Genomic DNA, 20,561 nt, shown 5'->3' with positions numbered 1-20,561 from the left:
CGTATCAGGGCCACCACAAGGCATCAGTGGCCAAGGCTGGCAGTGTAGCCGCAGACAAGGCGGTTGCACGTGCTTTCAGGCTTGCAGGGCCGGCGTTTCCTCTGCCAGGCGACGCCAGTCCTCGCGTTCAGGCACGCCAGGCTTGCGCGCACCGAACAGCTGCAGGATCAGCTCGCCCTGGGCATCGAAGGCTTCCCAACTGGTGATCACACCGTCGCTGCTCGGCTTGCGCACCCGCCACAGCTCATGGATGTCGTTGGCCTTGAGGTGCAGGTTGAACTGCGGATCCAGTACGTTGAACCAGGTATCCATCCAGCGCAGGTTGCTCACCGGGCCGGTGTGGATCTGGATGCAGTGCCGGTTGCCAACGAACACCATGATCGGCACCTCGGCAGTTGCAGCGCGCTCGAACAGCCCAGGCAAGGCGCCGGGCGCCAGCGCCTCGGCCCACTCGCTGCCTGCCAGGCGCAGCGCCTGGGTGCGGGTTGCACCGTGGGTCTTCAGCAAGGCGAAGAAATGGTGGGTATCCTTGAGCGTCGACCAACCAACGCGCAGGGCGCTGGCATCGATCTGTTCGTCCGCACGCTGCACCGTCGGCTGCGGCTGGGGTTTCAGCTCCAGCTCAGCGCTCTGCTGCGCGTCACGGAAGCGTGCAACCAAGGGTTCCCAGGCCGCCAGCTCGCTCTGCTCGGTGAGGTACACCTTGTGCACCGCCACACCCTGAAAGTCGAAAACCTGGAAGCTACGCATCACCCCACGCGGGCTCTGCTCCTCGACAGCGAACACGCTGGCCCAGCCACCGAGAAACAGACGCAGGTCGATATCCGCCGAGACCACCAGGCCCATCTGGCCATTGGCGGTCACCGTCACATCGCGGTAAACGCCCTTGCGCTCGTGCACGCAGGACTCGTTGCGGGTCAGGGCCATGACATGCCCGAGCTCGCCGAGCGCCGGTAATAGCGCCGCCCACTCCGGACGCAGGCGCACAGTGTCCACGCCCAGACGGCTGGCGGTCAGCTCGGCCTCACTGACGCCCAACTGCGCTGCGGCATCGCGGGCACGCAGGTGCGGCTGCTCGCCGCGCAGCACTTGCCAGCTCAAGTACAAGGGGCTCGGAGCACGAGCGGAAAGAGGATCGGACATCATGCTATTCCTTCAGGATCACGGCCTGGCGTAGCGAGTGGCAGGGACAAACGTCAGCCCTCAGAGGGGTTGAGAACGCAACGCACCAAGACTGACGAGATTAAACCAATGAGAATAAAAACCCAATATCAGTGATAATGATTTGCATTAACCAAATAAAGTAATTTAACGTCCGCTCCGCCAATCAGGCCATCAAGAGCCACTGCGCGGAGAGCATACCTCCCTTTCCCCTGCGACCATGGATGGCGCTGCTGCTTCTGAGCCCCTCTCTGGCCATGGCCCAGAGCATCGGCAACACGACTACCGAACTCGACAGCACGAACGTCGTCGATACAGCGATCGAACAACCCCTCCCCACCACGACGTCGACGGATGCCGTAGTTGAACGATGCGGTACGGGGCGTATCGGGCGGGCTCGACTCGATCGACTTCAACAGCCTTTCGGCTATCGACGTATCGCGCGGCGCGAACTCCAGCCAGATAGGCTCCGGAGCTCTTGGCGGCGCCCTGCAACTGCGGACGCTGATGACCTGCTAGCCGACGGCAAGGCATTTGGCACAAGGTAGAGTCCGACACCGACTTCAAGGCACCCGGCTACGGTGTGCTCGACCTCACCGGCTACTGGCAACCCGTAGCGCTCGATGGTGTGAAGTTGCAGGCCGGCCCGTTCAACCTGCTCGACAAGAAGTACTGGAACGCAGTGTCCATCGACACCTTGAGCCAACCAGAGGATTACTACAGCGAAGCCGGACGCAATTTCCGCGTGTCCGCTTCCTGGCAGTTCTAGATTTCGCGCAAGGACGCGCCCCCTCTTCCATCGCCAGGCCGATACGGGATAATCCCCCGCTCAGGCCTGGAGACTTCGATGATTCGTCTATGCGCCCCGGATGAGCTTCCAGAAGCTCAAAGCCGGGGCTTTTCCGTTGGAGGTACGCAATTGTTCGCCGTTCGCAAGGATGGTGAGGTGTTCGTGTACCGCAATCGCTGCCCACATCGTGGCGTGCCACTGGAATGGCAGGCTGACCAGTTTCTCGACCCCAGCGCCAGCCTGATTCAATGTGCCCGGCATGGCGCGCTGTTTCTGATCGAGTCCGGCGAGTGCGTGGCCGGCCCTTGCGAAGGCGATGCCCTGCAGGTCATCGACAGCCGAGAGGCGAGTGACGGAATCTGGGTCGATCTGTAGTCAAAACCCGGCAGCAGTCTTACGTCAGCAGCACATCCAGACGTCGCATGACCTCGATCCCCTGCGGGGAGATATCCACGCCGTAAGCCAGTACCTCCACACCAGCGCTCACCGCCTCGACCAAGGCCGCCGCGTAGGCGGGGTCGATTTCCCGGGCAGGCCGCACCGCCTCGATGCCCGACAGGTTCACGCAATACAGCTGCACGGCACGCACGCCGCTGCGCGACAGGGCCGCAAGCTCGCGCAAATGCTTGGCACCGCGCTCGGTGCGCGCATCCGGAAATGCCGCCACGGCGCTATCGGCGAAGCCCAGGGTCACGCTCTTCACTTCGACGAAGGCCACGCCGCTCGGGTATTCCAGGCAGAAATCCACCCGGCTGCGCTCCACGCCGTAGGGCACTTCGCGGCGCAAGGCGCTGAAGCCGGCGAGCTCGGGGATCAGGCCGGCGCGCAGTGCTTCCTCGACCAGGCTATTGGCTCGCCCGGTGTTGATGCAGGCCAGACGACCATGGGGCGTTTCGCCGATCTCCCAGGTGCCCGGCAGCTTGCGCTTGGGGTCATTGGAGCGGCTGAACCAGACTCTGCAGCCCTCGCTCATGCAGTTGAGCATCGAGCCGGTGTTCGGGCAGTGGATGGTCAGCAGCTCGCCAGTTACGGTTTCGATATCGGCGAGAAAGCGCTTGTAACGGCGCAGCAGGCGGCCTTCTTCGAGCGGCGGATCAAATCGCATCGGCGCTCCAGCTCTTCAGGCCACGGGCAATGCGCTCCACTGCTTGTTCCAGGCGCGGCAAGCTCTGCGTGTAGGCGAAGCGCACGTGGTGCCCCGCCTGATGGCGCCCGAAGTCCAGACCCGGGGTGAAGGCCACATGTTCGGTTTCCAGGAAGTGCTGGCAGAAGCCATAGGCATCGCCGCCGAAGGCACGGATATCCGCATACAGATAGAAGGCGCCCTGGGGTTCCACGGCAATGCCGAAACCCAGTTCGCGCAATGCGGGCAGCAGGAAGTCCCGACGCTCGGCGAAAGCGCCGCGGCGTTCTTCGAGAATGGCCAGGGTCTGTGGCTCGAAACAGGCCAGCGCCGCATGCTGGGCCATGCTCGGCGCGCTGATGTAGAGGTTCTGCGCCAGCTTTTCAAGATCGCTCACCGCCCCTTCGGGCGCCACCAGCCAGCCTAGGCGCCAGCCAGTCATGCCGAAATACTTGGAGAAGCTGTTGAGTACGAAGGCGTCATCATCTACTTCCAACACGCTGCTGGCATCCACGCCATAGGTCAGGCCGTGATAGATCTCATCGACCACCATATGCCCGCCGCGGGCTTTCAGGGCCTGGGATAACGCCGCCAGCTCTTGCGCACTCAGCATCGTGCCGGTGGGGTTGGCGGGTGAGGCGAGCAAGGCACCGACGCTATCGGCGTTCCAGCACTCGGCCACCGCCTGAGCGGTCAGTTGATAACGTTCCTCGGGGCCGACCGGCACCAGTTGTGCGGCGCCCTCTACCAAACGCAGGAAGTGTCGATTACAGGGATAGCCAGGGTCTGCCAGCAACCAGTGCTTGCCAGGATCGACCAGCAAGCTGGCAGCCAGCAATAGCGCACCGGAGCCGCCGGGCGTGATGAGGATGCGCTGTGGGTCTATGCTTAGCCGGTAGCGTTGCGCATAGAAAGCGGCGATCGCCTCACGCAGAGCCGGTAGCCCGCGAGCCGCGGTATAGCGGGTGTGCCCCGCGGCCAGCGCAGCCTGGCCGGCTGCGACGATGGGTGCTGCGGTGGTGAAGTCCGGCTCGCCGATCTCCAGGTGGATGACGTCATGGCCCTCGGCCTGCAACTGGTTGGCGCGAGCCAGCAGTGCCATCACGTGGAAGGGTTCGATCGCGCGGCTGCGGGCGCTGTAGAGCTGGGCCATGGGAAATGCCTTGGGAAACCTATTAAAGGTGGAATTCTATCAGGCCGGCTCTGTCATACCCTGCCGACAGGATACTGAAACAGGTGTTTACACTGCGATTGCAAAGGCCCGTTCGGCAGATAGTACGGCGTCCGTGGCGTGGCCATGAGGCCCTCTGCAAAGCCGCTGGGGACGCTCTATCGAACCAAGACGCACAACCGCGACATCCGGGAGTGGCGCGGCTTGAGTCGATCTGGTAAGTTCGCCCGCTTGCAGTCGCAGGGCCGTTATTGTAAACGGCAACGGACACATTCCCTGCGCAGTGGATTAGAGAGAGTGAGAGGCGGTCATCCATGCCCATCAAAGCAAAAGCAACAAACGGCCAATTGATTCGTGGCTTCGAACCCTATAAGGAAACCAAGGGCGAGGAATACATGAGCGAGGCGATGCGCGCCCACTTCACCGGCATCCTGAACAAATGGAAGCTGGAGCTGATGCAGGAAGTCGATCGTACCGTGCACCACATGCAGGACGAGGCGGCCAACTTCCCTGATCCGGCAGATCGTGCCAGCCAGGAAGAAGAGTTCAGCCTGGAGCTGCGTGCCCGTGATCGCGAGCGCAAGCTGATCAAGAAAATCGACGAAACCCTGCAACTGATCGAAGACGAAGAATACGGCTGGTGCGACTCCTGTGGCGTCGAGATCGGCATCCGCCGTCTGGAAGCCCGCCCCACTGCCACGCTTTGCATCGACTGCAAGACCCTGGCGGAAATCAAGGAAAAACAGGTCGGCTCCTGAGCGGACGGGGCGCTCAGGCGCCCCGTTTCGTTTCCCCTTCATATACACCCGCCCGCATGCACAGCTCCGCTTACATCGGTCGCTTCGCCCCTACGCCCAGTGGCTATCTGCACTTTGGCTCGCTGGTCGCCGCCCTCGCCTCCTACCTTGATGCCCGTTCCGTTGGCGGTCTCTGGCTACTGCGCATGGAAGATCTCGACCCGCCCCGGGAAGTCCCCGGAGCGCAGAGCGCGATTCTGCAGACCTTGGAAAACTATGGCCTGCACTGGGACGGCGAACTGGTACGCCAGAGTGAACGCCACGCCGACTACGAAGCATTGGTGCAGCGCCTGTTCGATCAGGGCCTGGCCTACGCCTGTACCTGCTCGCGCAAAAAGCTGGAAGGCAGCGGCGGTATCTATCCGGGTTACTGCGGCAATGCCGGACACGGTCGCCATGATGCTGCTATCCGCCTGCGCGTACCACAGCTGACCTACCGCTTCACCGATCGGGTACAGGGCGAGTACAGCCAGCATCTGGGCCGGGAAGTCGGCGATTTCGTCATCTGCCGTCGTGATGGCTTGTATGCCTACCAGCTCGCCGTCGTTCTGGACGATGCCTGGCAAGGCATCAACAACGTGGTGCGCGGCGCCGACCTGCTCGATTCGACCCCACGGCAGCTCTATCTGCAGGAACTGCTCGGGCTGCCCCAGCCACGCTATCTGCACGTCCCGCTGATTATCCAGCCTGATGGCCACAAGCTAGGCAAGTCTTACCGCTCGCCACCGCTGCCAGGCGATCAGGCCACGCAGCTGCTGCTTCGCGCCCTGCGCGCACTCGGCCAGGAGGCACCGAGCGAGCTTGCGGACGCCAGCGCCGAGGAGCTGCTGCTCTGGAGCGCAGGTCGCTGGGATGCCAGTCGCATTCCGCGTACACGCAGCCTGGCGGAAAGTCAGTTGCGCTGACCGCCGGTAACGGGCAGCCTTGCCAGGCCGTGTGAAAACGTAGCGAGCGAAGGTCAGGCAAGGGCTAGGCGCCCCCGCAAACCGGCGAAAAAGCGCAGTTTACGAGTTGTAAATGAGCATTTTGACTGGGCTGGCATTCCAGCCGGTTTTTAACGCCGCATGACCGAGCGCAGTAGTTTTCACACAGCCTGTTGCCCCCAATTCATGATCAGGAATCCACCATGCACGCCCAGCTCGAAGAACTCATCGGCAAAATCAGCTCGGGCTGCCTGCCGCAGGACGAGATCACCCGTATCGCCGACGAAGCCGCCCAGGCCTATGCCGACCCGATTGCCTTTCTGGCGGCCAACCCGGATATCAACTACGACGACAGCTTCCCCATCCCGCTGGGCGAATGGATGGTGGTCGGCAACCTGCCGGATACCGTGCTGTTCCAGGCCGACAGCTATGACGAGCTGTTCAGCCAGATCACTGCGTCCTTCGGCGCCGAGGTGAGCTTCGTGCTCACCGCCAAGCAGTTGCACAAGGTCGAACCGCTCAAGGCCCTGAACCGCATCCAGGTGCAGCTGAGCAGCCTGTCCAAGGAAACCCAGGGCTATGTGCTGGTCGACTTCAGCGAACCGCTGGACGACGAACTGCAGGCGGTCTTGGTGTACACAACCGACCTGCCACGGGTGCTTGAGCTGGCCGTGGAAGTGGGCATCTACGCGGCTCCGGCCTATGAGACCCTGAAAGCGGCGCAAGCCGAGCAGTAAGCTCATCACGTGCGTAGGTGGAACGGCATGATCGCTCCACCGCTGACGCTCCGACATGGCTTTCCCGGGTATCGCTTCGCTCACCCCAGGCGACGGTTCCGCGCGAATCAATTGCAGAAGCCGGGGCGCCTGGCAATTGTCGCTCACGAACTACCGTCTCGTAGGAGCCGGCTTGCCGGCGATCAATTCGCCGGAACGGATAGACCTACAGTCCCTCTTCGTGCAACCGGCGCAGGTGCTCGATATACAGGCTGACCGGATTGACGCCCTCGCCTGCACGGCCGAAGTGCTGGTTGACGATATCCAGGTGATCCAGCGGGTAATCGTCGCGAATCACCTTACCCAGATGGGAGCTGACACGGCCGACCATGCCATCGCACTGCCCGGCCTCACGCACGAAGGTGCGGGCGAAGCGCCGGCAGAACCAATGCGACGGATCGCGTCGATTGCCGCCCTGGTCGGTGATACCGGGCTGCAGGATCCCGGACCAGGAGTAATAGCGCACGCCATTGACCTTTTCAGGCCCCTCCTCGCCCCATACCGACGGTAGTCCCTGGGGGTACTGGTGATTGAAGATGCCTACGCCTTCGGTGGTCAGCGAACGATGGGCGGCTGTGGCATTGATCGGCATGCTCGCGCCACGAGCACCACTGTCCAGCAGCGTTACCACGCGCGCCAGCATATGCACCCCGAGCAGCAGCAACTTGCCGCGCAGGCTGCCTGGCGCGGCTTTGCGCTCTATATGATCGGCGAGCTCCGAACCCTGGTGGGGGCCGGCCAGGGAAGTCACCGACGCGACCCATTCCGGCCTGTGTGCAGCGGCGTAGCGGCACACCAGAGCACCCTGGCTATGGCCGATCAGATGCACCTTTTGCGCTCCGCTACGCCGACGGGCGTCGGCGATCTGCAGCAGCAATTGTTCGCCGCGAAGCTCAGTGGCATGCACCGACGACAGACGCGCCGGGTAAACATCGACGCCCTGATTGCGCAGGGCCGTGACGATGCCATACCAATATTCGAAACCGAGCAGGCTGACAAAGCCCAGAAAACCAGGAACTAGCACCAGTGGATACCGGGGAACTGCACGATGACCCATTTCAGACTCCATGGAGGGTGCCGCCTGGCCAATGGCAGGCATCAGGCAAGCACCAGGGAAAGCACATCATGATCGTCGATGGCCACTATCGAGACAGTCGACTTCATCCCTGACTACCTCGCCCTTAGCATGGTTCCGTGAAACACCGTATGCAGAGAGAACGAGGTGCAACCATGAAAGCCCTGACCATCGCCCTGGCCCTGAGTCTTTTGAGCGCCAATGCGCTCGCATTGCCCAGCCGCAGCCCAGCGCCCATTCTGGGCGAGGCCGTAGATAGCAGCCAGCAACAACCGCAAATCGACCGCTAGCCTCAGGATGAAAGCCCGCGACAGCATGTGAGTGCGACTGCGGGCACGACCAGACCGAGCCATGGGTGATTTAGGACGAACTTATCCACACTCGCCGGGTTCGAAAAATGGTCTGGTTCATCACAAGGGAAATTCATCATGTTCAAACAAAGTCTGGGTGCCGCATGCGTTCTGGCCGTCCTTACCGGTTGTGCCGGCACGCCTGAGAATCCGGTCGACCACATCACTTACCGTAACGAGCCGCTGGTCAAGCAGGTCGAGAAAGACATGAGCAAGTCGACCGTTCTGGAACTGGGCGGCCCACCTTCCTCGGAAATCACCCGCACGGTTCAGCCTGGTAGCTGCAATAACTACGTCCTCAACAGGGATGGCAAGGAGCAGCCCTACTACGTTGCCTTCAACTCTGCCGATCGCGTCGACGGCAAAGGCTTCCTGACCTGCGAGCAGATGGAAATCAACGAACGCGAACGCGCCCGCGGTCACGGCATCTGATTCGGTCGCTCGCAATGAAAAATGCCCGCCTCCAAGGAGAGCGGGCATTTTTTAGCTTCAAGCCAAGCCAATCCCAATTGAGCGGCGCTTTATAGTCTTGTGGCTTGAAGCTTGTCGCTTGCAGCTGCCTTTATCAGATCGCGCCGCGGCTGCGCAGGATCGCCAGCACCTGTTTGACGCACTCGTCCACCGACAGGCTCTGGGTATCCAGCACCAGATCAGCGTTCAACGGTACATCGTAGGGGAAGGAATCGCCCGGGATGTTATCGCCGCCTGCCGTATATAGCCCCTGCGGGTCACGCTCTGCGCATACCTGCGGCGAAGCCTGCACGTAGACGGTGATCAGGCGCTCGGCACCGATCAGCGCCTTGGCCTGCTCGCGGCCCTCGGCATCCGGCGCCACGAAAGCCGCCAGGGTCAGCAGACCGGCTTCGTTGAACTGACGCGCCACGTGAGCGGCACGGCGCCAGTTCTCGGTACGCCCGGCGCGATCCTGTGGCAGGCCCTTGTTCAGATCATGACGCAGGTTCTGCCCATCGAGCACGTACACCGCCCGGCCCATGTCGAACAGCTTGCGCTCCACGGCGTAGGCCAGGGTGCTCTTGCCCGCGCCAGACAGGCCGCTGAACAGCACGGTGGCCGGCTGCTGGCCGAAGCGCGAGGCACGCTCTTCGGTGGAGACATGACCGGACTCGCTATGGTGGCCCGAACCCGAGACACGAGCGTCGCTGATGATCATGCCGGCGCCGACGGTGCCATTGGTCAGGCGGTCGATGACGATGAACGCGCCGGTGGTGCGGTTATGCGCATAACCGTCCAGAGCGATCGGCGCGTCGAGGGCGATCTTGACCTTGCCGATCTCGTTGAGCTGCAGACTGCTCGCAGTACCCTCTTCCAGGGTGTTCACATCCACCCGGTGGGCGATGCTGGCGATGGAGCCCGGCACATAGCTGGTGGCGCGCTTGATGTCGTACTTCTTGCCCGGCAGCATCGGCTCTTCGGCCATCCACACCAGCATGGCGTCGAAGCTGTCGACTACCTGAGGACGGTTGTCGGCATGCACCAGCATGTCGCCGCGCGAGACGTCGATCTCGTCTTCCAGGGTCAGGGTGATCGCCTGGCCTGGACCGGCCTGCTCCAGCTCACCTTCGTAGGTGACGATGGACTTGACCTTGCTGCCCTTGCCCGACGGCAAGGCAATGACTTCGTCGCCCTTGCGCACGATGCCGCTGGCCAGGGTGCCGGCGAAGCCGCGGAAGTTCAGGTTCGGGCGGTTGACGTACTGCACCGGGAAGCGCAGGTCGGTGAAATTGCGGTCACCCGCCACTTCCACGGTCTCGAGAATTTCCATCAGCGACTGGCCGCTGTACCACGGCGAGCGCTCGGACTTGTTGACCACATTGTCGCCCTTCAGCGCCGACATCGGCACGAAGAACAGCGAAGTGGGCTTGAGGTTGATCTTGTCGGCGAAGGCCTGGTAATCGGCCTTGATCTGCTCGAACACGCCCTCATCGAAGTCCTTGAGATCCATCTTGTTGATGGCGACGACGATGTGCTTGATGCCCAGCAGGGAAGCGATGAAGCTGTGGCGCTTGGTCTGGGTCTGCACGCCGTAACGGGCGTCGATCAGGATGATCGCCAGGTCGCAGGTCGAGGCGCCGGTGGCCATGTTGCGCGTGTACTGCTCATGGCCGGGAGTATCGGCGATGATGAACTTGCGCTTGGCGGTGGAGAAATAGCGGTAGGCGACATCGATGGTGATGCCCTGCTCACGCTCGGCCTGCAGGCCGTCGACCAGCAGCGCCAGATCGACTTCCTCGCCGGTGGTGCCACTCTTCTTCGAATCGCGGGTGATGGCTTCAAGATGGTCTTCGTAGATCATCTTGGAGTCGTGCAGCAGACGCCCGATCAGGGTGCTCTTGCCATCATCGACGTTGCCGCAGGTGAGGAAACGCAGCAGCTCCTTGCGCTCGTGTTGCGCCAGGTACGCGTGGATGTCTTCGCTGATCAGTTCGGATTGGTGACTCATTCTTCGTAGCTCCAAGCGGCAAGCTTCAAGCGGCAAGTAAAAGCACTCAGCTAGCCTGAAATTCTGTTGATCAACCCGCTGAGCATTCTGGAAAGCTCACGGGTTTCCTGTATCCACTGACTTGCAAGCGCCTCAGGGATGTAGCCGATATCGCTACCGATCAGCAATTGGGTTCGCAACTCTGCACAGGATCCTTTGGCAATGCGCAAATAGTGGCATTTTTCTTTACCACTACCACGCTCCATGCCTTCAGCGATGTTACTGGGCACGGACAGCGCAGAACGCCCGACCTGGTCTCGAAAACCATAATCGCCACATTCTCGCAGCGCCAAGAACACCTGTACCGTCAGTTGCCTGGAACGTTGCCAGACCTCAAGCCTCTCAAAATCCATTTTGTCCCAGCTCCAGTCCACTTGAAGCTTGTCGCTTGCAGCTTGCGGCTTAAAAGTACCCCTGACGTTTTTTCTCTTCCATGGAACCGGCACCGTCGTGATCGATCACGCGGCCCTGGCGCTCGGAAGTTCGGGTCAGGAGCATTTCCTGGATGATGTCGGTCAGGCTGGTCGCATCGGACTCCACCGCACCGGTCAGCGGGTAGCAGCCGAGGGTACGGAAACGTACTTTCCTCTTCTCGATACGCGCCTTCTCGTCGTCGGAGAGGTGCTCGAGGATGCGCTCGTCGTCGATCATGATCAGCGTGCCGTTCTTCTCGATGACATCGCGTTCGGCAGCGAAGTACAGCGGCACGATCGGAATCTGCTCGAGGTAGATGTACTGCCAGATATCCAGCTCGGTCCAGTTGGAGAGCGGGAACACGCGGATCGACTCGCCCTTCTTGACCTTGCCGTTGTAGACGTTCCACAGCTCGGGGCGCTGGTTCTTCGGATCCCAGCGGTGCTTACTGTCGCGGAACGAATAGACGCGCTCCTTGGCCCGGGATTTTTCCTCGTCACGTCGGGCGCCGCCGAAAGCTGCATCGAAACCATACTTGTCCAGCGCCTGCTTGAGGCCCTCGGTCTTCATGATGTCGGTGTGCTTGGCACTGCCATGGGTGAAGGGGTTGATATTCTGAGCGACGCCATCCGGGTTGACGTGGGTGATCAGATCCAGGCCCATTTCCTCGACCATCTGGTCGCGGAAGCGATACATCTCCTGGAATTTCCAGCGGGTGTCCACGTGCATCACCGGGAACGGCAGCTTCCCGGGAAAGAAGGCCTTGCGCGCGAGATGCAGCATCACGGCGGAATCCTTGCCGATGGAATAGAGCATCACCGGGTTATCGAATTCGGCGGCCACTTCACGAATGATGTGGATGCTTTCCGCCTCGAGCTGTTTCAAGTGCGTCAGTTTGTCGAGCATGGCTACTCACGGGATAACGATATTTATTCAGGCCGACGGGCCTTGGACGAGCGCGCACTCTAGCACAGCGTCTCATTCTAATCAGGAAGGCACTTAGATCGAAACGATCTAGCGTTATACCGCTCCGCAACGGAGCACCAGCTACTCGCCGGGACACATGATTTCGAGAAAGGCCTCCTGGCGTCGGCCACTCATGCCGCGGAAACGCTGGAGCAGGGCGAACTCGCGCTCGCTCCAGGTGCGCCGCGGATCGCTGAGATAGGCAGAAGGTCGCTCCTGCACGAGCGTCTCGTCCGGCCAACCGTCCACCAGGGTGTCGAGCGAGATCTTCAACGCCGCGCGCAGGCTCAGCAGCGCATTAAAGCTCGGCATTTCCCGACCGTTCTCCCAGGCAGACACCGACGCCTTGGTCACCCCGACCTCGAACCCCAGATGCTCCTGGGTCAGGCCAGCCGCCAACCGGGCTTTGCGCAGGGTTTTGCCGAAAATGCTCATGGCCCACTCTTCTTACGATTGGGCAGAGTGTAAGGAGCGATCGCTTCGGTGTCGTATCGCACTGCTTGACTTTAAAAATATGGCTGAACGATACTTTTCAATCCCTATGGGCACCCGGACGAGCATGACACCGATCACCCTGCACCCATTGGATCTCCCCCCGAGCACCATGGCCCGGAGCCTGGGGAGAAACCTCGCCGTGGGAGCGGTCGCCATCCTGGCCTTCAGCTCCGGCATCGGCTGGCTGATGCTCTGCGCCATCGCGCCATTGCTCTACGCCATGGCCGGCCTGTTCTGGTACCCCATCATGGAGTGGCGTCTGCAACGCACGACGGTGGTCATCGGCCACGATGCTATTGCCTGCAACGGACACCCTTTCGCCTATCGTGACGTCCTCGCCCTCAGCTACCGTCGCCAGGGCACGTACGGTCGTCAGCTCAGATTGAAGGGGCGTCAGCGCGCCCATGCCATCGCCCTGCATCATTACGACCTGCCCGCGCCGCTGAACGACGAGCTCCTGCTCACCCTACTCGCCAGGCGCGTCCTGGAGGCCAATCCCAAGGCCCTGATCGACATCCGCTACTGAGAGGCACGCCAGCGGCTACCGCTGCGTCGGAAACGGCACCCATGCGCACAGCCGGCTCGCTCTTCGTGCGAGCCTCGTAGTCAAGCCGATGCTAGATCGGATTAGGGCAGTCGATGAACAGATGCTCGATGGCGAAGCGGCGGCTCAGGTATTCGCCCAATGCCTGAACGCCGTAACGCTCGGTCGCATGGTGGCCAGCAGCGATGAAGCTGATGCCGTTTTCCCGGGCACTGTGGTAAGTCTGCTCGGACGCCTCCCCCGTCAGATAGAGGTCGACGCCCGCCGCGACGGCCTGATCGATATAGCCCTGCCCACCGCCGGTACACCAGCCGATGCGACTGATCATGCGATCGCCTTCCACCAACAAGGGTTCACGGCCCAGCACTTCGTGAACACGGCGGGCAAAATCCCGCGCGCTCATGGGCTGCGCCAGCGAGCCGACCAGGCCGACGGTGCGTGGGTTGTCCGGCTCCAACGGCCCTTCGACGGTGATCTCCAACTGCTGGGCAAGCTGCACGTTGTTGCCCACCTCGGCGTGCAGATCCAACGGCAGGTGATAAGCCAGCAGACTGATCTCGTTGGCCAGCAGGGTTTTCAGGCGACGCTGCTTCATGCCGGTGATGCAGGGATTCTCGCCCTTCCAGAAATAGCCATGGTGCACCAGCAGTACATCCGCCCGTGCCTCCACGGCGGCCTCGATCAGCGCCAGGCTGGCGGTCACGCCACTGACGATGCGCTGCACGTACGGCCGGCCTTCGACCTGCAGGCCATTGGGGCAATAATCGCTGATCCGCGAAGCACCGAGATAGCGTTCGGCGTCCTCTACCAGGGTCGTCAGAGCAATGGCCATACAGTTTCCTCACGAGCTGTTGCGAACCGCTGCTTTCTTGGCGCGGTTCTCTATAATGGCGCACCTTAAGGGCCTGTTCAGGGCCTCGCAACCCTCAGGATTGGATCGATGCTCAAGGCCCTGCGTTTCTTCGGCTGGCCACTACTGGTCGGCGTTCTGGTATCGCTGCTGATCATGCAACAGTACCCGCAACTGGTGGGCCTGCCGATGCACGACGTGCAGTTGCGCCAGGCGCCTGCCTATACGCATACCCGAGAGGGCCCTGCCTCCTACGCCAGTGCGGTGAGCACCGCCTCGCCGGCAGTGGCCAACCTGTACACCACCAAGTATGTGAGCAAACCGAACCATCCGCTGTTCGAAGACCCTCAATTCCGCAAGTTCTACGGCGATAACCTGCCGGGTCAGCGACGCATGGAGTCCAGCCTCGGCTCGGCGGTAATCATGAGCCCGGAAGGCTACCTGTTGACCAACAACCACGTGACCGCCAATGCGGATCAGATCGTGGTAGCCCTCAAGGATGGGCGTGAGACGCTCGCACGGGTGATAGGCAGCGACCCGGAAACCGACCTGGCGGTCTTGAAGATCGACCTCAAGGATCTGCCCTCGATGACCCTTGGGCGTTCCGACAACATCAGGATCGGTGACGTCTCCCTGGCCATCGGCAACCCCTTCGGCGTCGGCCAGACCGTGACCATGGGCATCATCAGCGCCACCGGGCGTAACCAGTTGGGCCTCAACACCTACGAAGATTTCATCCAGACCGATGCGGCGATCAACCCGGGCAACTCCGGCGGCGCACTGGTCGATGCCTACGGCAATCTGGTCGGCATCAACACGGCGATCTTCTCCAAATCCGGCGGTTCTCAGGGCATCGGTTTCGCCATCCCGGTGAAACTGGCGATTGAAGTGATGCAGTCGATCATCGAACACGGCCAGGTGATCCGTGGCTGGTTGGGCCTCGAAGTGCAGCCACTGACTCCGGAACTGGCCGAGTCATTCGGGCTGGAAGGGCGTCAGGGCATCATCGTCGCCGGTATCTACCGCAATGGGCCGGCGCAAAAGGCTGGGCTGCAGCCCAATGACCTGATCCTCAAGATCGACGGCGAACCTGCCGGCGATGCTCGCCGTTCGATGAACCAGGTCGCTCGCGCCAAACCGGGCGAGAAGATTCGCATCGAGGTCATGCGCAACGGCAAGATGATGGAGCTCAGCGCCGAAATCGGCGTACGCCCACCAGTCGCCAACAGCAACTAGCGCACAACACTCGCAGCACGCCCACCGTTGTTTCGCACCGAGGGCGACGCTCCTACGCAGCTGGTAGCCGTCTCGCGCCACCTTGTAGGAGCTGCGCCCCGCAGCGAATGGCGATGGCAACACCGATATTACGAACGGTCGCCTGAGCTGAGCCACGCTTCATCGGCAATGAAAAAGCCAGGGCAGTGCCCTGGCTTTTTCATTGCTGCGCGAAATTATCAGAGCGTTGCCAGGCCATCCAGCAATGCCTGGTTCTGCTCCGGCGAACCGATGCTGATGCGCAGGAACTGGGCGATGCGCTCCTGCTTGAAGTGGCGCACGATCACGCCCTGCTCACGCAGCGCCGCAGCGATGCCGGCAGCATCGCGCTGCGGATGACGGGCAAAGATGAAGTTGGCGGCCGATGGCAGTACCTCGAAGCCCAGCGCCTGCAAACCGGCCGTGACTTGCTCGCGACTGTCGATCACCGCCGCGCAAGTCTGCTCGAAATAGGTTTGATCCTCGAACGCCGCCGCAGCACCCGCGATGGCGATGCGATCCAGCGGGTAGGAGTTGAAACTGTTCTTGATCCGCTCCAGGGCCTCGATCAGATCCACGTGCCCGACTGCCAGGCCAACACGCAGGCCAGCCAGCGAGCGGGATTTGGATAGCGTCTGCGTGACCAACAGGTTCGGGTACTTATCCACCAGAGCGATGGCCGACATGCCGCCAAAGTCGATATAGGCCTCGTCCACCAGCACCACGCTATCCGGGTTGGCCTGCAGCAAACGCTCGATGGCCTCCAGCGCCAGCAGGCAACCGGTGGGTGCATTGGGGTTGGGGAAGACGATGCCACCATTTGGCCGCGCATAATCCTCGACGCGAATCTGGAACTGCTCGTCCAGCGCCAGAGGCTCGGCCTGGATGCCATACAGCCCGCAATACACCGGATAGAAGCTGTAGCTGATATCCGGGAACAGCAGCGGCTTGCCGTGCTGGAACAGGCCGTGGAAGGCGTGGGCCAGCACCTCGTCGGAGCCGTTGCCGACGAACACCTGAGCAGGCTGCACGCCGTAATAGCCGGCAACCGCCTGCTTCAGGCGCTCGCCATTGGGATCGGGATACAGGCGCAGATCGTCGTTCAGCTCCTCGCGCATCGCGGCGAGGGCTTTGGGCGACGGGCCGTAGGGGTTTTCGTTGGTGTTGAGTTTGACCAGCTTGCTCAGCTTGGGCTGCTCACCCGGCACATAGGGCACCAGGTCTTTGACGAAGGGGCTCCAGAATTTGCTCATCTGCCCTTCTCTCCTCGAAATTGTTCAGTATGCGTAGAGTAAAAAACCGCGCAGCATTTTCCGGCGGACGAAACGGTGGACGAGAAAAGCGTCGTCCACCCTACAACCAGCTATCACTTTTTAATGCGGTACTCGGCGCTACGGGCATGGGCGGTCAGCGACTCGCCGCGGGCCAGCACCGAGGCCACCTTGCCGAGCTCGGAAGCACCTTCGGCCGAACAATGGATGATCGACGAACGCTTCTGGAAGTCGTAGACCCCCAATGGCGAGGAGAAACGCGCAGTGCCCGATGTCGGCAATACGTGGTTCGGCCCAGCGCAGTAATCACCCAGCGCTTCGGCGGTATAACGCCCCATGAAGATGGCGCCCGCGTGGCGGATCTGCGGCAGGTACTGTTCGGGGTTCTCGACCGAAAGTTCCAGGTGCTCGGGCGCGATACGGTTGGCCACCTCGATGGCCTGGGCCATATCGGCAACCTGAATCAGCGCGCCACGGCCCTCGATGGAGGTACGGGCAATCGCTTCACGCTCCAGGCTCGGCAGCAGACGAGTGATGCTCTCGGCGACCTTGTCGAGGAACGCCGCATCCGGGCTGACCAGGATCGACTGGGCGTCTTCGTCATGTTCGGCCTGGGAGAACAGATCCATGGCGATCCAGTCCGGGTCGGTCTGGCCGTCGCAGACCACGAGGATTTCCGAAGGCCCGGCGATCATGTCGATACCGACCTTGCCGAACACATGGCGCTTGGCGGTGGCCACATAGATGTTGCCCGGGCCGACGATCTTGTCCACCGGCGGCACGCTTTCGGTGCCATAGGCCAGTGCGGCGACGGCCTGGGCGCCGCCGATGGTGAACACCCGGTCGACGCCGGCAATCGCCGCCGCGGCAAGGACGATCTCATTGATCTCGCCACGCGGCGTCGGCACCACCATGACTACTTCCGGCACCCCGGCGACCTTGGCCGGAATGGCATTCATCAACACCGAGGACGGGTAGGACGCTTTGCCGCCGGGCACGTACAGGCCTGCACGATCCAGCGGTGTGACCTTCTGCCCGAGCACCGTGCCGTCGGCCTCGGTGTACGTCCAGGAGTCCTGCTTCTGTTTCTCGTGGTAGCTGCGCACCCGCTCGGCGGCGATTTCCAGCGCCTGGCGCTGCTCGGCGGTAATACGGGTCAGCGCCAGCTCGAGGCGCTCGCGCGGCAGGATCAGGTCGGCCATGGACGCCACTTCCAGCGCATCGAAACGCTGGGTGAACTCGACCAGCGCCGCATCGCCGCGCTCACGCACGGTCTTGATGATGTCCAGTACGCGCTGATTGACGCCGTCGTCCGAGACGCTTTCCCAGCTCAGCAGATGATCCAGATGGCGCGCGAAATCCTGATCAGCGGCATTGAGTCGGCGGATGGCAACGGGAGCGGTCATAGCTAGAGCCTCATCTGGATGGCGTGTTCTCAGAGCCTGTTCAAGGTCTCGCGAGCTAGAGCAATGCAAGGCAAAAACAGGCGAGGAAGCGGAGTTTACTGCAGTAAATGAGCATTCCGAGCCTGTTTTTAACGCCGCAGGGCCGAAGCGCAGCAGACATTGGACAGGCTCTCAGGCGCCGCTAGCGTAGCAAGCCCACCGTGCGGGCACCTGAGAACTTGACACGGATAGGCGTTGCGCGACCGCGAAGCCGCGCGGGGAGAGGGTCAATGCGGATGGTGCGTCTCGACCGCTTCACGCAGTGTGTCGATCAGTGCCTGGATGCGGCCATGCTGCATCTTCATCGAGGCCTTGTTGACCACCAGGCGCGAGCTGATATGAGCGATCAGTTCCTGGGCTTCCAGACCATTGGCGCGCAGGGTGTTACCGGTGTCGACCACGTCGATGATCTTGTCGGCCAGGCCCACCAGCGGCGCCAACTCCATCGAGCCGTACAGCTTGATGATATCGACCTGACGGCCCTGCTCGGCGTAGTAGCGCTTGGCGACGTTGACGAACTTGGTGGCCACGCGCAGGCGGCCTTTGGGTTCGGCCGCGCCAACCGCACCAGCGGTCATCAGCTTGCAGCGGGCAATACGCAGATCCAGTGGCTCGTAGAGCCCCTGGCCACCGTATTCGAGCAGCACGTCCTTGCCGGCGACGCCAAGATCGGCAGCGCCGTGCTCGACATAGGTCGGCACGTCGGTGGCCCGCACGATCAGCAGACGCACGTCATCCTGGGTGGTCGGGATGATCAGCTTGCGACTCTTGTCCGGATTCTCGGTCGGCACGATGCCTGCCGCCGCGAGCAGCGGCAGGGTGTCATCGAGAATACGGCCTTTGGACAGGGCGATGGTCAGCATGTGGTCAGCCCGGCACGCGGCGAATCTTCGCCCCCAGCAGTTGCAATTTTTCTTCGATGCATTCGTAGCCACGGTCGATGTGGTAGATGCGATCGATCACCGTGTCGCCCTGGGCAACCAGCGCGGCAATGACCAGGCTGGCCGAAGCGCGCAGGTCGGTGGCCATTACCGGAGCACCCTTGAGCTGAGCGGTACCGGTGACGATGGCGGTGTTGCCTTCGACCTGGATCTGCGCGCCCATGCGGCTCATTTCGTAGACGTGCATGAAGCGGTTTTCGAAGATCGTCTCGATGACCGTGCCAGTGCCTTCGGCAATCGCATTGAGGGCGATGAACTGCGCCTGCATGTCGGTGGGAAACGCCGGATAGGGTGCGGTACGCAGGTTCACGGCCTTGGGACGTTTGCCTTTCATGTCCAGCTCGATCCAGTCGGGGCCGGTAGTGATTTCGGCACCCGCTTCCTGCAGTTTGGCCAGCACAGCTTCCAGGGTACTCGGATCGGCATCCTTGACCTTGACGCGGCCGCCGGTCGCAGCGGCGGCCACCAGGTAGGTACCGGTCTCGATGCGGTCGGGCATCACGCTGAAGCGTGCGCCGGTGAGGCGCTCGACGCCGTCGATGGTGATGGTGTCGGTACCGGCACCCTCGATCTTCGCACCCATGGCGATCAGGCAGTTGGCCAGGTCGACCACTTCAGGCTCGCGGGCGGCGTTTTCCAGCACGCTACGGCCCTTGGCCAGCGTTGCGGCCATCATGATGTTCTCGGTACCGGTCACACTGACCATATCGAAGAAGAAGTGCGCACCGCGAAGGCCGCCTTCCGGCGCCTTGGCCTTGATGTAACCACCCTCGACATCGATCACCGCCCCCATGGCCTCCAGGCCGCGGATGTGCAGGTCGACCGGACGCGAGCCGATGGCGCAGCCACCAGGCAGCGCCACTTCAGCCTCACCGAAGCGCGCGACCATGGGGCCGAGCACCAGGATCGAAGCGCGCATGGTTTTCACCAGCTCGTACGGCGCGACCAGAGTCTTCATGGTGCGCGCATCAACCTCGACGCTGAGTTTCTCGTCGATGATCGGCTCGATGCCCATGCGGCCGAACAGCTCGATCATCGTGGTGATGTCGTGCAGGTGTGGCAGATTGCAGATGGTCACCGGCGCATCGCCGAGCAAGGTGGCTGCCAGAATCGGCAGTGCGGAGTTCTTTGCACCGGAAATGCGGATCTCGCCATCGAGGCGTACACCACCGGTAATGCTTAATTTATCCATAGCTGGTTCGTAGCCTCAGGAACGAGCGGCCCAATCGGCACGGCTGAAAAATTTCATGCTCACGGCGTGGATGCTGCCATCGGCGATCCAGGGATTCAGGTGAGCGTAGATTTGCTGCTGGCGTTTGACCGGGCTGAGCGCGGCCAGCTCGTCGCTGATCAGATTGAGCTGGAAGTTGCAGCCTTCGCCGTCGACCTCTACCTGAGTATCCGGCAGTTTGGTCTCCAAGAAACTTTTTACCTCAAGGGCCTGCATGCTCAACCTCGACAACGTATTCAGTAAGCGTGAACGTCGCACGGCGACGTCTGTATACAGTGTTCGGCCAACGGTTGCGGGGAAGGTCAGGCAGCGATGACGCTGGTTGCACGATCCGCCTGCGGCACGCGACACGAGCCTGTAGACATGGGGCGGGCATCATACCAAAAAATCGCCGGGAGCGATTTCTGACGTCGCTCGCGATGATCCGAAGGATGGCCACCAGGGACGACAGACCACAAATGCTTTTCGGGAGAAATTCTCGGTA

General features: G+C 61.8%; 24 protein-coding genes. 10 read left to right on the top strand and 14 right to left on the bottom strand.

What is annotated here, in order from left to right:
• Positions 1 to 75 precede the first annotated feature (75 nt).
• A complete protein-coding gene (locus DNK06_RS03965; RefSeq protein WP_131178743.1) occupies positions 76 to 1,146 on the bottom strand; it encodes a hemin-degrading factor in 1,071 nt (356 codons plus the stop codon).
• Between the two features lie 378 nt (positions 1,147 to 1,524).
• Between DNK06_RS03965 and DNK06_RS03960 the strand changes: the two genes are divergently transcribed.
• The 3 genes from DNK06_RS03960 to DNK06_RS03950 all read left to right on the top strand — a co-directional run bounded on the left by DNK06_RS03960 (position 1,525) and on the right by DNK06_RS03950 (position 2,326).
• Positions 1,525 to 1,680 (top strand): TonB-dependent receptor plug domain-containing protein, encoded by a 156-nt coding sequence (locus DNK06_RS03960; RefSeq protein ID WP_131178742.1) that lies wholly within the window; start codon positions 1,525 to 1,527, stop codon positions 1,678 to 1,680.
• A gap of 64 nt (positions 1,681 to 1,744) precedes the next feature.
• The gene (locus DNK06_RS03955) at positions 1,745 to 1,930 is read left to right on the top strand and encodes a TonB-dependent receptor (protein ID WP_242674615.1); all 186 of its coding nucleotides are present in this window, start codon (positions 1,745 to 1,747) and stop codon (positions 1,928 to 1,930) included.
• Positions 1,931 to 2,008: 78 nt separating this feature from the next.
• Positions 2,009 to 2,326, top strand: a complete 318-nt coding sequence (locus DNK06_RS03950; protein ID WP_131178740.1) for a Rieske (2Fe-2S) protein — start codon at positions 2,009 to 2,011, stop codon at positions 2,324 to 2,326.
• Between the two features lie 19 nt (positions 2,327 to 2,345).
• On the opposite strand, the gene sfsA is transcribed toward DNK06_RS03950, so the two are convergent.
• Positions 2,346 to 3,056, bottom strand: a complete 711-nt coding sequence (gene sfsA, locus DNK06_RS03945) for a DNA/RNA nuclease SfsA (protein WP_131178739.1) — start codon at positions 3,054 to 3,056, stop codon at positions 2,346 to 2,348.
• Positions 3,046 to 4,227: a pyridoxal phosphate-dependent aminotransferase gene (locus DNK06_RS03940; RefSeq protein WP_131178738.1), complete on the bottom strand. Its 1,182-nt coding sequence runs from the start codon at positions 4,225 to 4,227 to the stop codon at positions 3,046 to 3,048. Before DNK06_RS03940 ends, sfsA begins: the two co-directional genes overlap by 11 nt.
• Positions 4,228 to 4,559: 332 nt before the next feature.
• On the opposite strand from DNK06_RS03940, the gene dksA reads away from it, so the two are divergent.
• The 3 genes from dksA (at position 4,560) to DNK06_RS03925 (ending at position 6,702) form a co-directional block, all read left to right on the top strand.
• Positions 4,560 to 5,003, top strand: coding sequence for an RNA polymerase-binding protein DksA (gene dksA / locus DNK06_RS03935; protein ID WP_131178737.1), 444 nt, complete (start codon positions 4,560 to 4,562; stop codon positions 5,001 to 5,003).
• A gap of 56 nt (positions 5,004 to 5,059) precedes the next feature.
• Positions 5,060 to 5,947, top strand: a complete 888-nt coding sequence (gluQRS, locus tag DNK06_RS03930; protein ID WP_131178736.1) for a tRNA glutamyl-Q(34) synthetase GluQRS — start codon at positions 5,060 to 5,062, stop codon at positions 5,945 to 5,947.
• Between the two features lie 221 nt (positions 5,948 to 6,168).
• Positions 6,169 to 6,702 carry a hypothetical protein gene (locus tag DNK06_RS03925; protein WP_131178735.1) on the top strand — a complete coding sequence of 178 codons (534 nt, stop codon included), beginning with the start codon at positions 6,169 to 6,171 and terminating at the stop codon, positions 6,700 to 6,702.
• A gap of 205 nt (positions 6,703 to 6,907) precedes the next feature.
• Here DNK06_RS03925 and DNK06_RS03920 read toward each other — a convergent pair whose 3' ends face one another.
• Positions 6,908 to 7,798, bottom strand: coding sequence for a lipase family alpha/beta hydrolase (locus tag DNK06_RS03920; protein ID WP_242674616.1), 891 nt, complete (start codon positions 7,796 to 7,798; stop codon positions 6,908 to 6,910).
• 173 nt (positions 7,799 to 7,971) lie between these two features.
• On the opposite strand from DNK06_RS03920, the gene DNK06_RS25410 reads away from it, so the two are divergent.
• Together DNK06_RS25410 and osmE are read left to right on the top strand one after the other, a co-directional pair.
• A complete protein-coding gene (locus tag DNK06_RS25410; RefSeq protein WP_278248824.1) occupies positions 7,972 to 8,106 on the top strand; it encodes a hypothetical protein in 135 nt (44 codons plus the stop codon).
• A 138-nt stretch (positions 8,107 to 8,244) separates the two neighbouring features.
• A complete protein-coding gene (gene osmE, locus DNK06_RS03915) occupies positions 8,245 to 8,598 on the top strand; it encodes an osmotically-inducible lipoprotein OsmE (protein ID WP_131178733.1) in 354 nt (117 codons plus the stop codon).
• A 133-nt stretch (positions 8,599 to 8,731) separates the two neighbouring features.
• On the opposite strand, the gene cysN is transcribed toward osmE, so the two are convergent.
• The 4 genes from cysN to DNK06_RS03895 form a co-directional block, all read right to left on the bottom strand.
• Entirely contained in the window at positions 8,732 to 10,627 is a 1,896-nt protein-coding gene (cysN, locus tag DNK06_RS03910) for a sulfate adenylyltransferase subunit CysN (protein ID WP_131178732.1), read from the bottom strand.
• 50 nt (positions 10,628 to 10,677) lie between these two features.
• On the bottom strand, positions 10,678 to 11,019 hold the full coding sequence (locus DNK06_RS03905) for a four helix bundle protein (RefSeq protein WP_131178731.1): 342 nt from the start codon (positions 11,017 to 11,019) through the stop codon (positions 10,678 to 10,680).
• A gap of 49 nt (positions 11,020 to 11,068) precedes the next feature.
• On the bottom strand, positions 11,069 to 11,986 hold the full coding sequence (gene cysD, locus DNK06_RS03900; RefSeq protein WP_131178730.1) for a sulfate adenylyltransferase subunit CysD: 918 nt from the start codon (positions 11,984 to 11,986) through the stop codon (positions 11,069 to 11,071).
• Between the two features lie 141 nt (positions 11,987 to 12,127).
• Positions 12,128 to 12,481, bottom strand: coding sequence for a helix-turn-helix domain-containing protein (locus DNK06_RS03895; RefSeq protein WP_131178729.1), 354 nt, complete (start codon positions 12,479 to 12,481; stop codon positions 12,128 to 12,130).
• A 124-nt stretch (positions 12,482 to 12,605) separates the two neighbouring features.
• Here DNK06_RS03895 and DNK06_RS03890 point away from each other — a divergent pair, with 124 nt between their 5' ends.
• Positions 12,606 to 13,067, top strand: a complete 462-nt coding sequence (locus DNK06_RS03890) for a hypothetical protein (RefSeq protein WP_131178728.1) — start codon at positions 12,606 to 12,608, stop codon at positions 13,065 to 13,067.
• 91 nt (positions 13,068 to 13,158) lie between these two features.
• Here the strand turns inward: DNK06_RS03890 and DNK06_RS03885 are convergent, their stop codons facing one another.
• Positions 13,159 to 13,917: a Nif3-like dinuclear metal center hexameric protein gene (locus DNK06_RS03885; protein ID WP_131178727.1), complete on the bottom strand. Its 759-nt coding sequence runs from the start codon at positions 13,915 to 13,917 to the stop codon at positions 13,159 to 13,161.
• A 108-nt stretch (positions 13,918 to 14,025) separates the two neighbouring features.
• On the opposite strand from DNK06_RS03885, the gene algW reads away from it, so the two are divergent.
• Positions 14,026 to 15,171 (top strand): Do family serine endopeptidase AlgW, encoded by a 1,146-nt coding sequence (gene algW, locus DNK06_RS03880; protein WP_131178726.1) that lies wholly within the window; start codon positions 14,026 to 14,028, stop codon positions 15,169 to 15,171.
• Between the two features lie 218 nt (positions 15,172 to 15,389).
• Here algW and hisC read toward each other — a convergent pair whose 3' ends face one another.
• The 5 genes from hisC to DNK06_RS03850 all read right to left on the bottom strand — a co-directional run bounded on the left by hisC (position 15,390) and on the right by DNK06_RS03850 (position 20,293).
• Positions 15,390 to 16,442 carry a histidinol-phosphate transaminase gene (gene hisC / locus DNK06_RS03875; protein WP_131178725.1) on the bottom strand — a complete coding sequence of 351 codons (1,053 nt, stop codon included), beginning with the start codon at positions 16,440 to 16,442 and terminating at the stop codon, positions 15,390 to 15,392.
• A gap of 113 nt (positions 16,443 to 16,555) precedes the next feature.
• Positions 16,556 to 17,866, bottom strand: a complete 1,311-nt coding sequence (gene hisD, locus DNK06_RS03870; protein WP_131178724.1) for a histidinol dehydrogenase — start codon at positions 17,864 to 17,866, stop codon at positions 16,556 to 16,558.
• Positions 17,867 to 18,132: 266 nt separating this feature from the next.
• Positions 18,133 to 18,768 carry an ATP phosphoribosyltransferase gene (hisG, locus tag DNK06_RS03860; protein ID WP_131178722.1) on the bottom strand — a complete coding sequence of 212 codons (636 nt, stop codon included), beginning with the start codon at positions 18,766 to 18,768 and terminating at the stop codon, positions 18,133 to 18,135.
• A 4-nt stretch (positions 18,769 to 18,772) separates the two neighbouring features.
• Complete coding sequence (gene murA, locus DNK06_RS03855; RefSeq protein ID WP_131178721.1) at positions 18,773 to 20,038, bottom strand: UDP-N-acetylglucosamine 1-carboxyvinyltransferase; 1,266 nt, start codon at positions 20,036 to 20,038, stop codon at positions 18,773 to 18,775.
• Positions 20,039 to 20,053: 15 nt separating this feature from the next.
• Positions 20,054 to 20,293 (bottom strand): BolA family protein, encoded by a 240-nt coding sequence (locus tag DNK06_RS03850; RefSeq protein WP_131178720.1) that lies wholly within the window; start codon positions 20,291 to 20,293, stop codon positions 20,054 to 20,056.
• Positions 20,294 to 20,561 lie beyond the last annotated feature (268 nt).

It is taken from the genome of Phytopseudomonas daroniae (genome assembly GCF_004327285.1).
In the GTDB taxonomy this organism is placed as follows: Bacteria; Pseudomonadota; Gammaproteobacteria; order Pseudomonadales; family Pseudomonadaceae; genus Aquipseudomonas; species Aquipseudomonas daroniae.
Note: the sequence above shows the minus strand (reverse complement) of the source record. Positions and strands in the feature narration are given on the sequence as shown.

What these genes read in the sequence shown, in the direction of transcription:
- DNK06_RS03965 (WP_131178743.1), bottom strand. Translation starts at nt 1,146, where the DNA reads ATGATGTCCGATCCTCTTTCCGCTCGTGCTCCGAGCCCCTTGTACTTG.
- DNK06_RS03950 (WP_131178740.1), top strand. Translation starts at nt 2,009, where the DNA reads ATGATTCGTCTATGCGCCCCGGATGAGCTTCCAGAAGCTCAAAGCCGG.
- sfsA (WP_131178739.1), bottom strand. Translation starts at nt 3,056, where the DNA reads ATGCGATTTGATCCGCCGCTCGAAGAAGGCCGCCTGCTGCGCCGTTAC.
- DNK06_RS03940 (WP_131178738.1), bottom strand. Translation starts at nt 4,227, where the DNA reads ATGGCCCAGCTCTACAGCGCCCGCAGCCGCGCGATCGAACCCTTCCAC.
- dksA (WP_131178737.1), top strand. Translation starts at nt 4,560, where the DNA reads ATGCCCATCAAAGCAAAAGCAACAAACGGCCAATTGATTCGTGGCTTC.
- gluQRS (WP_131178736.1), top strand. Translation starts at nt 5,060, where the DNA reads ATGCACAGCTCCGCTTACATCGGTCGCTTCGCCCCTACGCCCAGTGGC.
- DNK06_RS03925 (WP_131178735.1), top strand. Translation starts at nt 6,169, where the DNA reads ATGCACGCCCAGCTCGAAGAACTCATCGGCAAAATCAGCTCGGGCTGC.
- DNK06_RS03920 (WP_242674616.1), bottom strand. Translation starts at nt 7,798, where the DNA reads ATGGGTCATCGTGCAGTTCCCCGGTATCCACTGGTGCTAGTTCCTGGT.
- DNK06_RS25410 (WP_278248824.1), top strand. Translation starts at nt 7,972, where the DNA reads ATGAAAGCCCTGACCATCGCCCTGGCCCTGAGTCTTTTGAGCGCCAAT.
- osmE (WP_131178733.1), top strand. Translation starts at nt 8,245, where the DNA reads ATGTTCAAACAAAGTCTGGGTGCCGCATGCGTTCTGGCCGTCCTTACC.
- cysN (WP_131178732.1), bottom strand. Translation starts at nt 10,627, where the DNA reads ATGAGTCACCAATCCGAACTGATCAGCGAAGACATCCACGCGTACCTG.
- DNK06_RS03905 (WP_131178731.1), bottom strand. Translation starts at nt 11,019, where the DNA reads ATGGATTTTGAGAGGCTTGAGGTCTGGCAACGTTCCAGGCAACTGACG.
- cysD (WP_131178730.1), bottom strand. Translation starts at nt 11,986, where the DNA reads ATGCTCGACAAACTGACGCACTTGAAACAGCTCGAGGCGGAAAGCATC.
- DNK06_RS03895 (WP_131178729.1), bottom strand. Translation starts at nt 12,481, where the DNA reads ATGAGCATTTTCGGCAAAACCCTGCGCAAAGCCCGGTTGGCGGCTGGC.
- DNK06_RS03890 (WP_131178728.1), top strand. Translation starts at nt 12,606, where the DNA reads ATGACACCGATCACCCTGCACCCATTGGATCTCCCCCCGAGCACCATG.
- DNK06_RS03885 (WP_131178727.1), bottom strand. Translation starts at nt 13,917, where the DNA reads ATGGCCATTGCTCTGACGACCCTGGTAGAGGACGCCGAACGCTATCTC.
- algW (WP_131178726.1), top strand. Translation starts at nt 14,026, where the DNA reads ATGCTCAAGGCCCTGCGTTTCTTCGGCTGGCCACTACTGGTCGGCGTT.
- hisC (WP_131178725.1), bottom strand. Translation starts at nt 16,442, where the DNA reads ATGAGCAAATTCTGGAGCCCCTTCGTCAAAGACCTGGTGCCCTATGTG.
- hisD (WP_131178724.1), bottom strand. Translation starts at nt 17,866, where the DNA reads ATGACCGCTCCCGTTGCCATCCGCCGACTCAATGCCGCTGATCAGGAT.
- hisG (WP_131178722.1), bottom strand. Translation starts at nt 18,768, where the DNA reads ATGCTGACCATCGCCCTGTCCAAAGGCCGTATTCTCGATGACACCCTG.
- murA (WP_131178721.1), bottom strand. Translation starts at nt 20,038, where the DNA reads ATGGATAAATTAAGCATTACCGGTGGTGTACGCCTCGATGGCGAGATC.
- DNK06_RS03850 (WP_131178720.1), bottom strand. Translation starts at nt 20,293, where the DNA reads ATGCAGGCCCTTGAGGTAAAAAGTTTCTTGGAGACCAAACTGCCGGAT.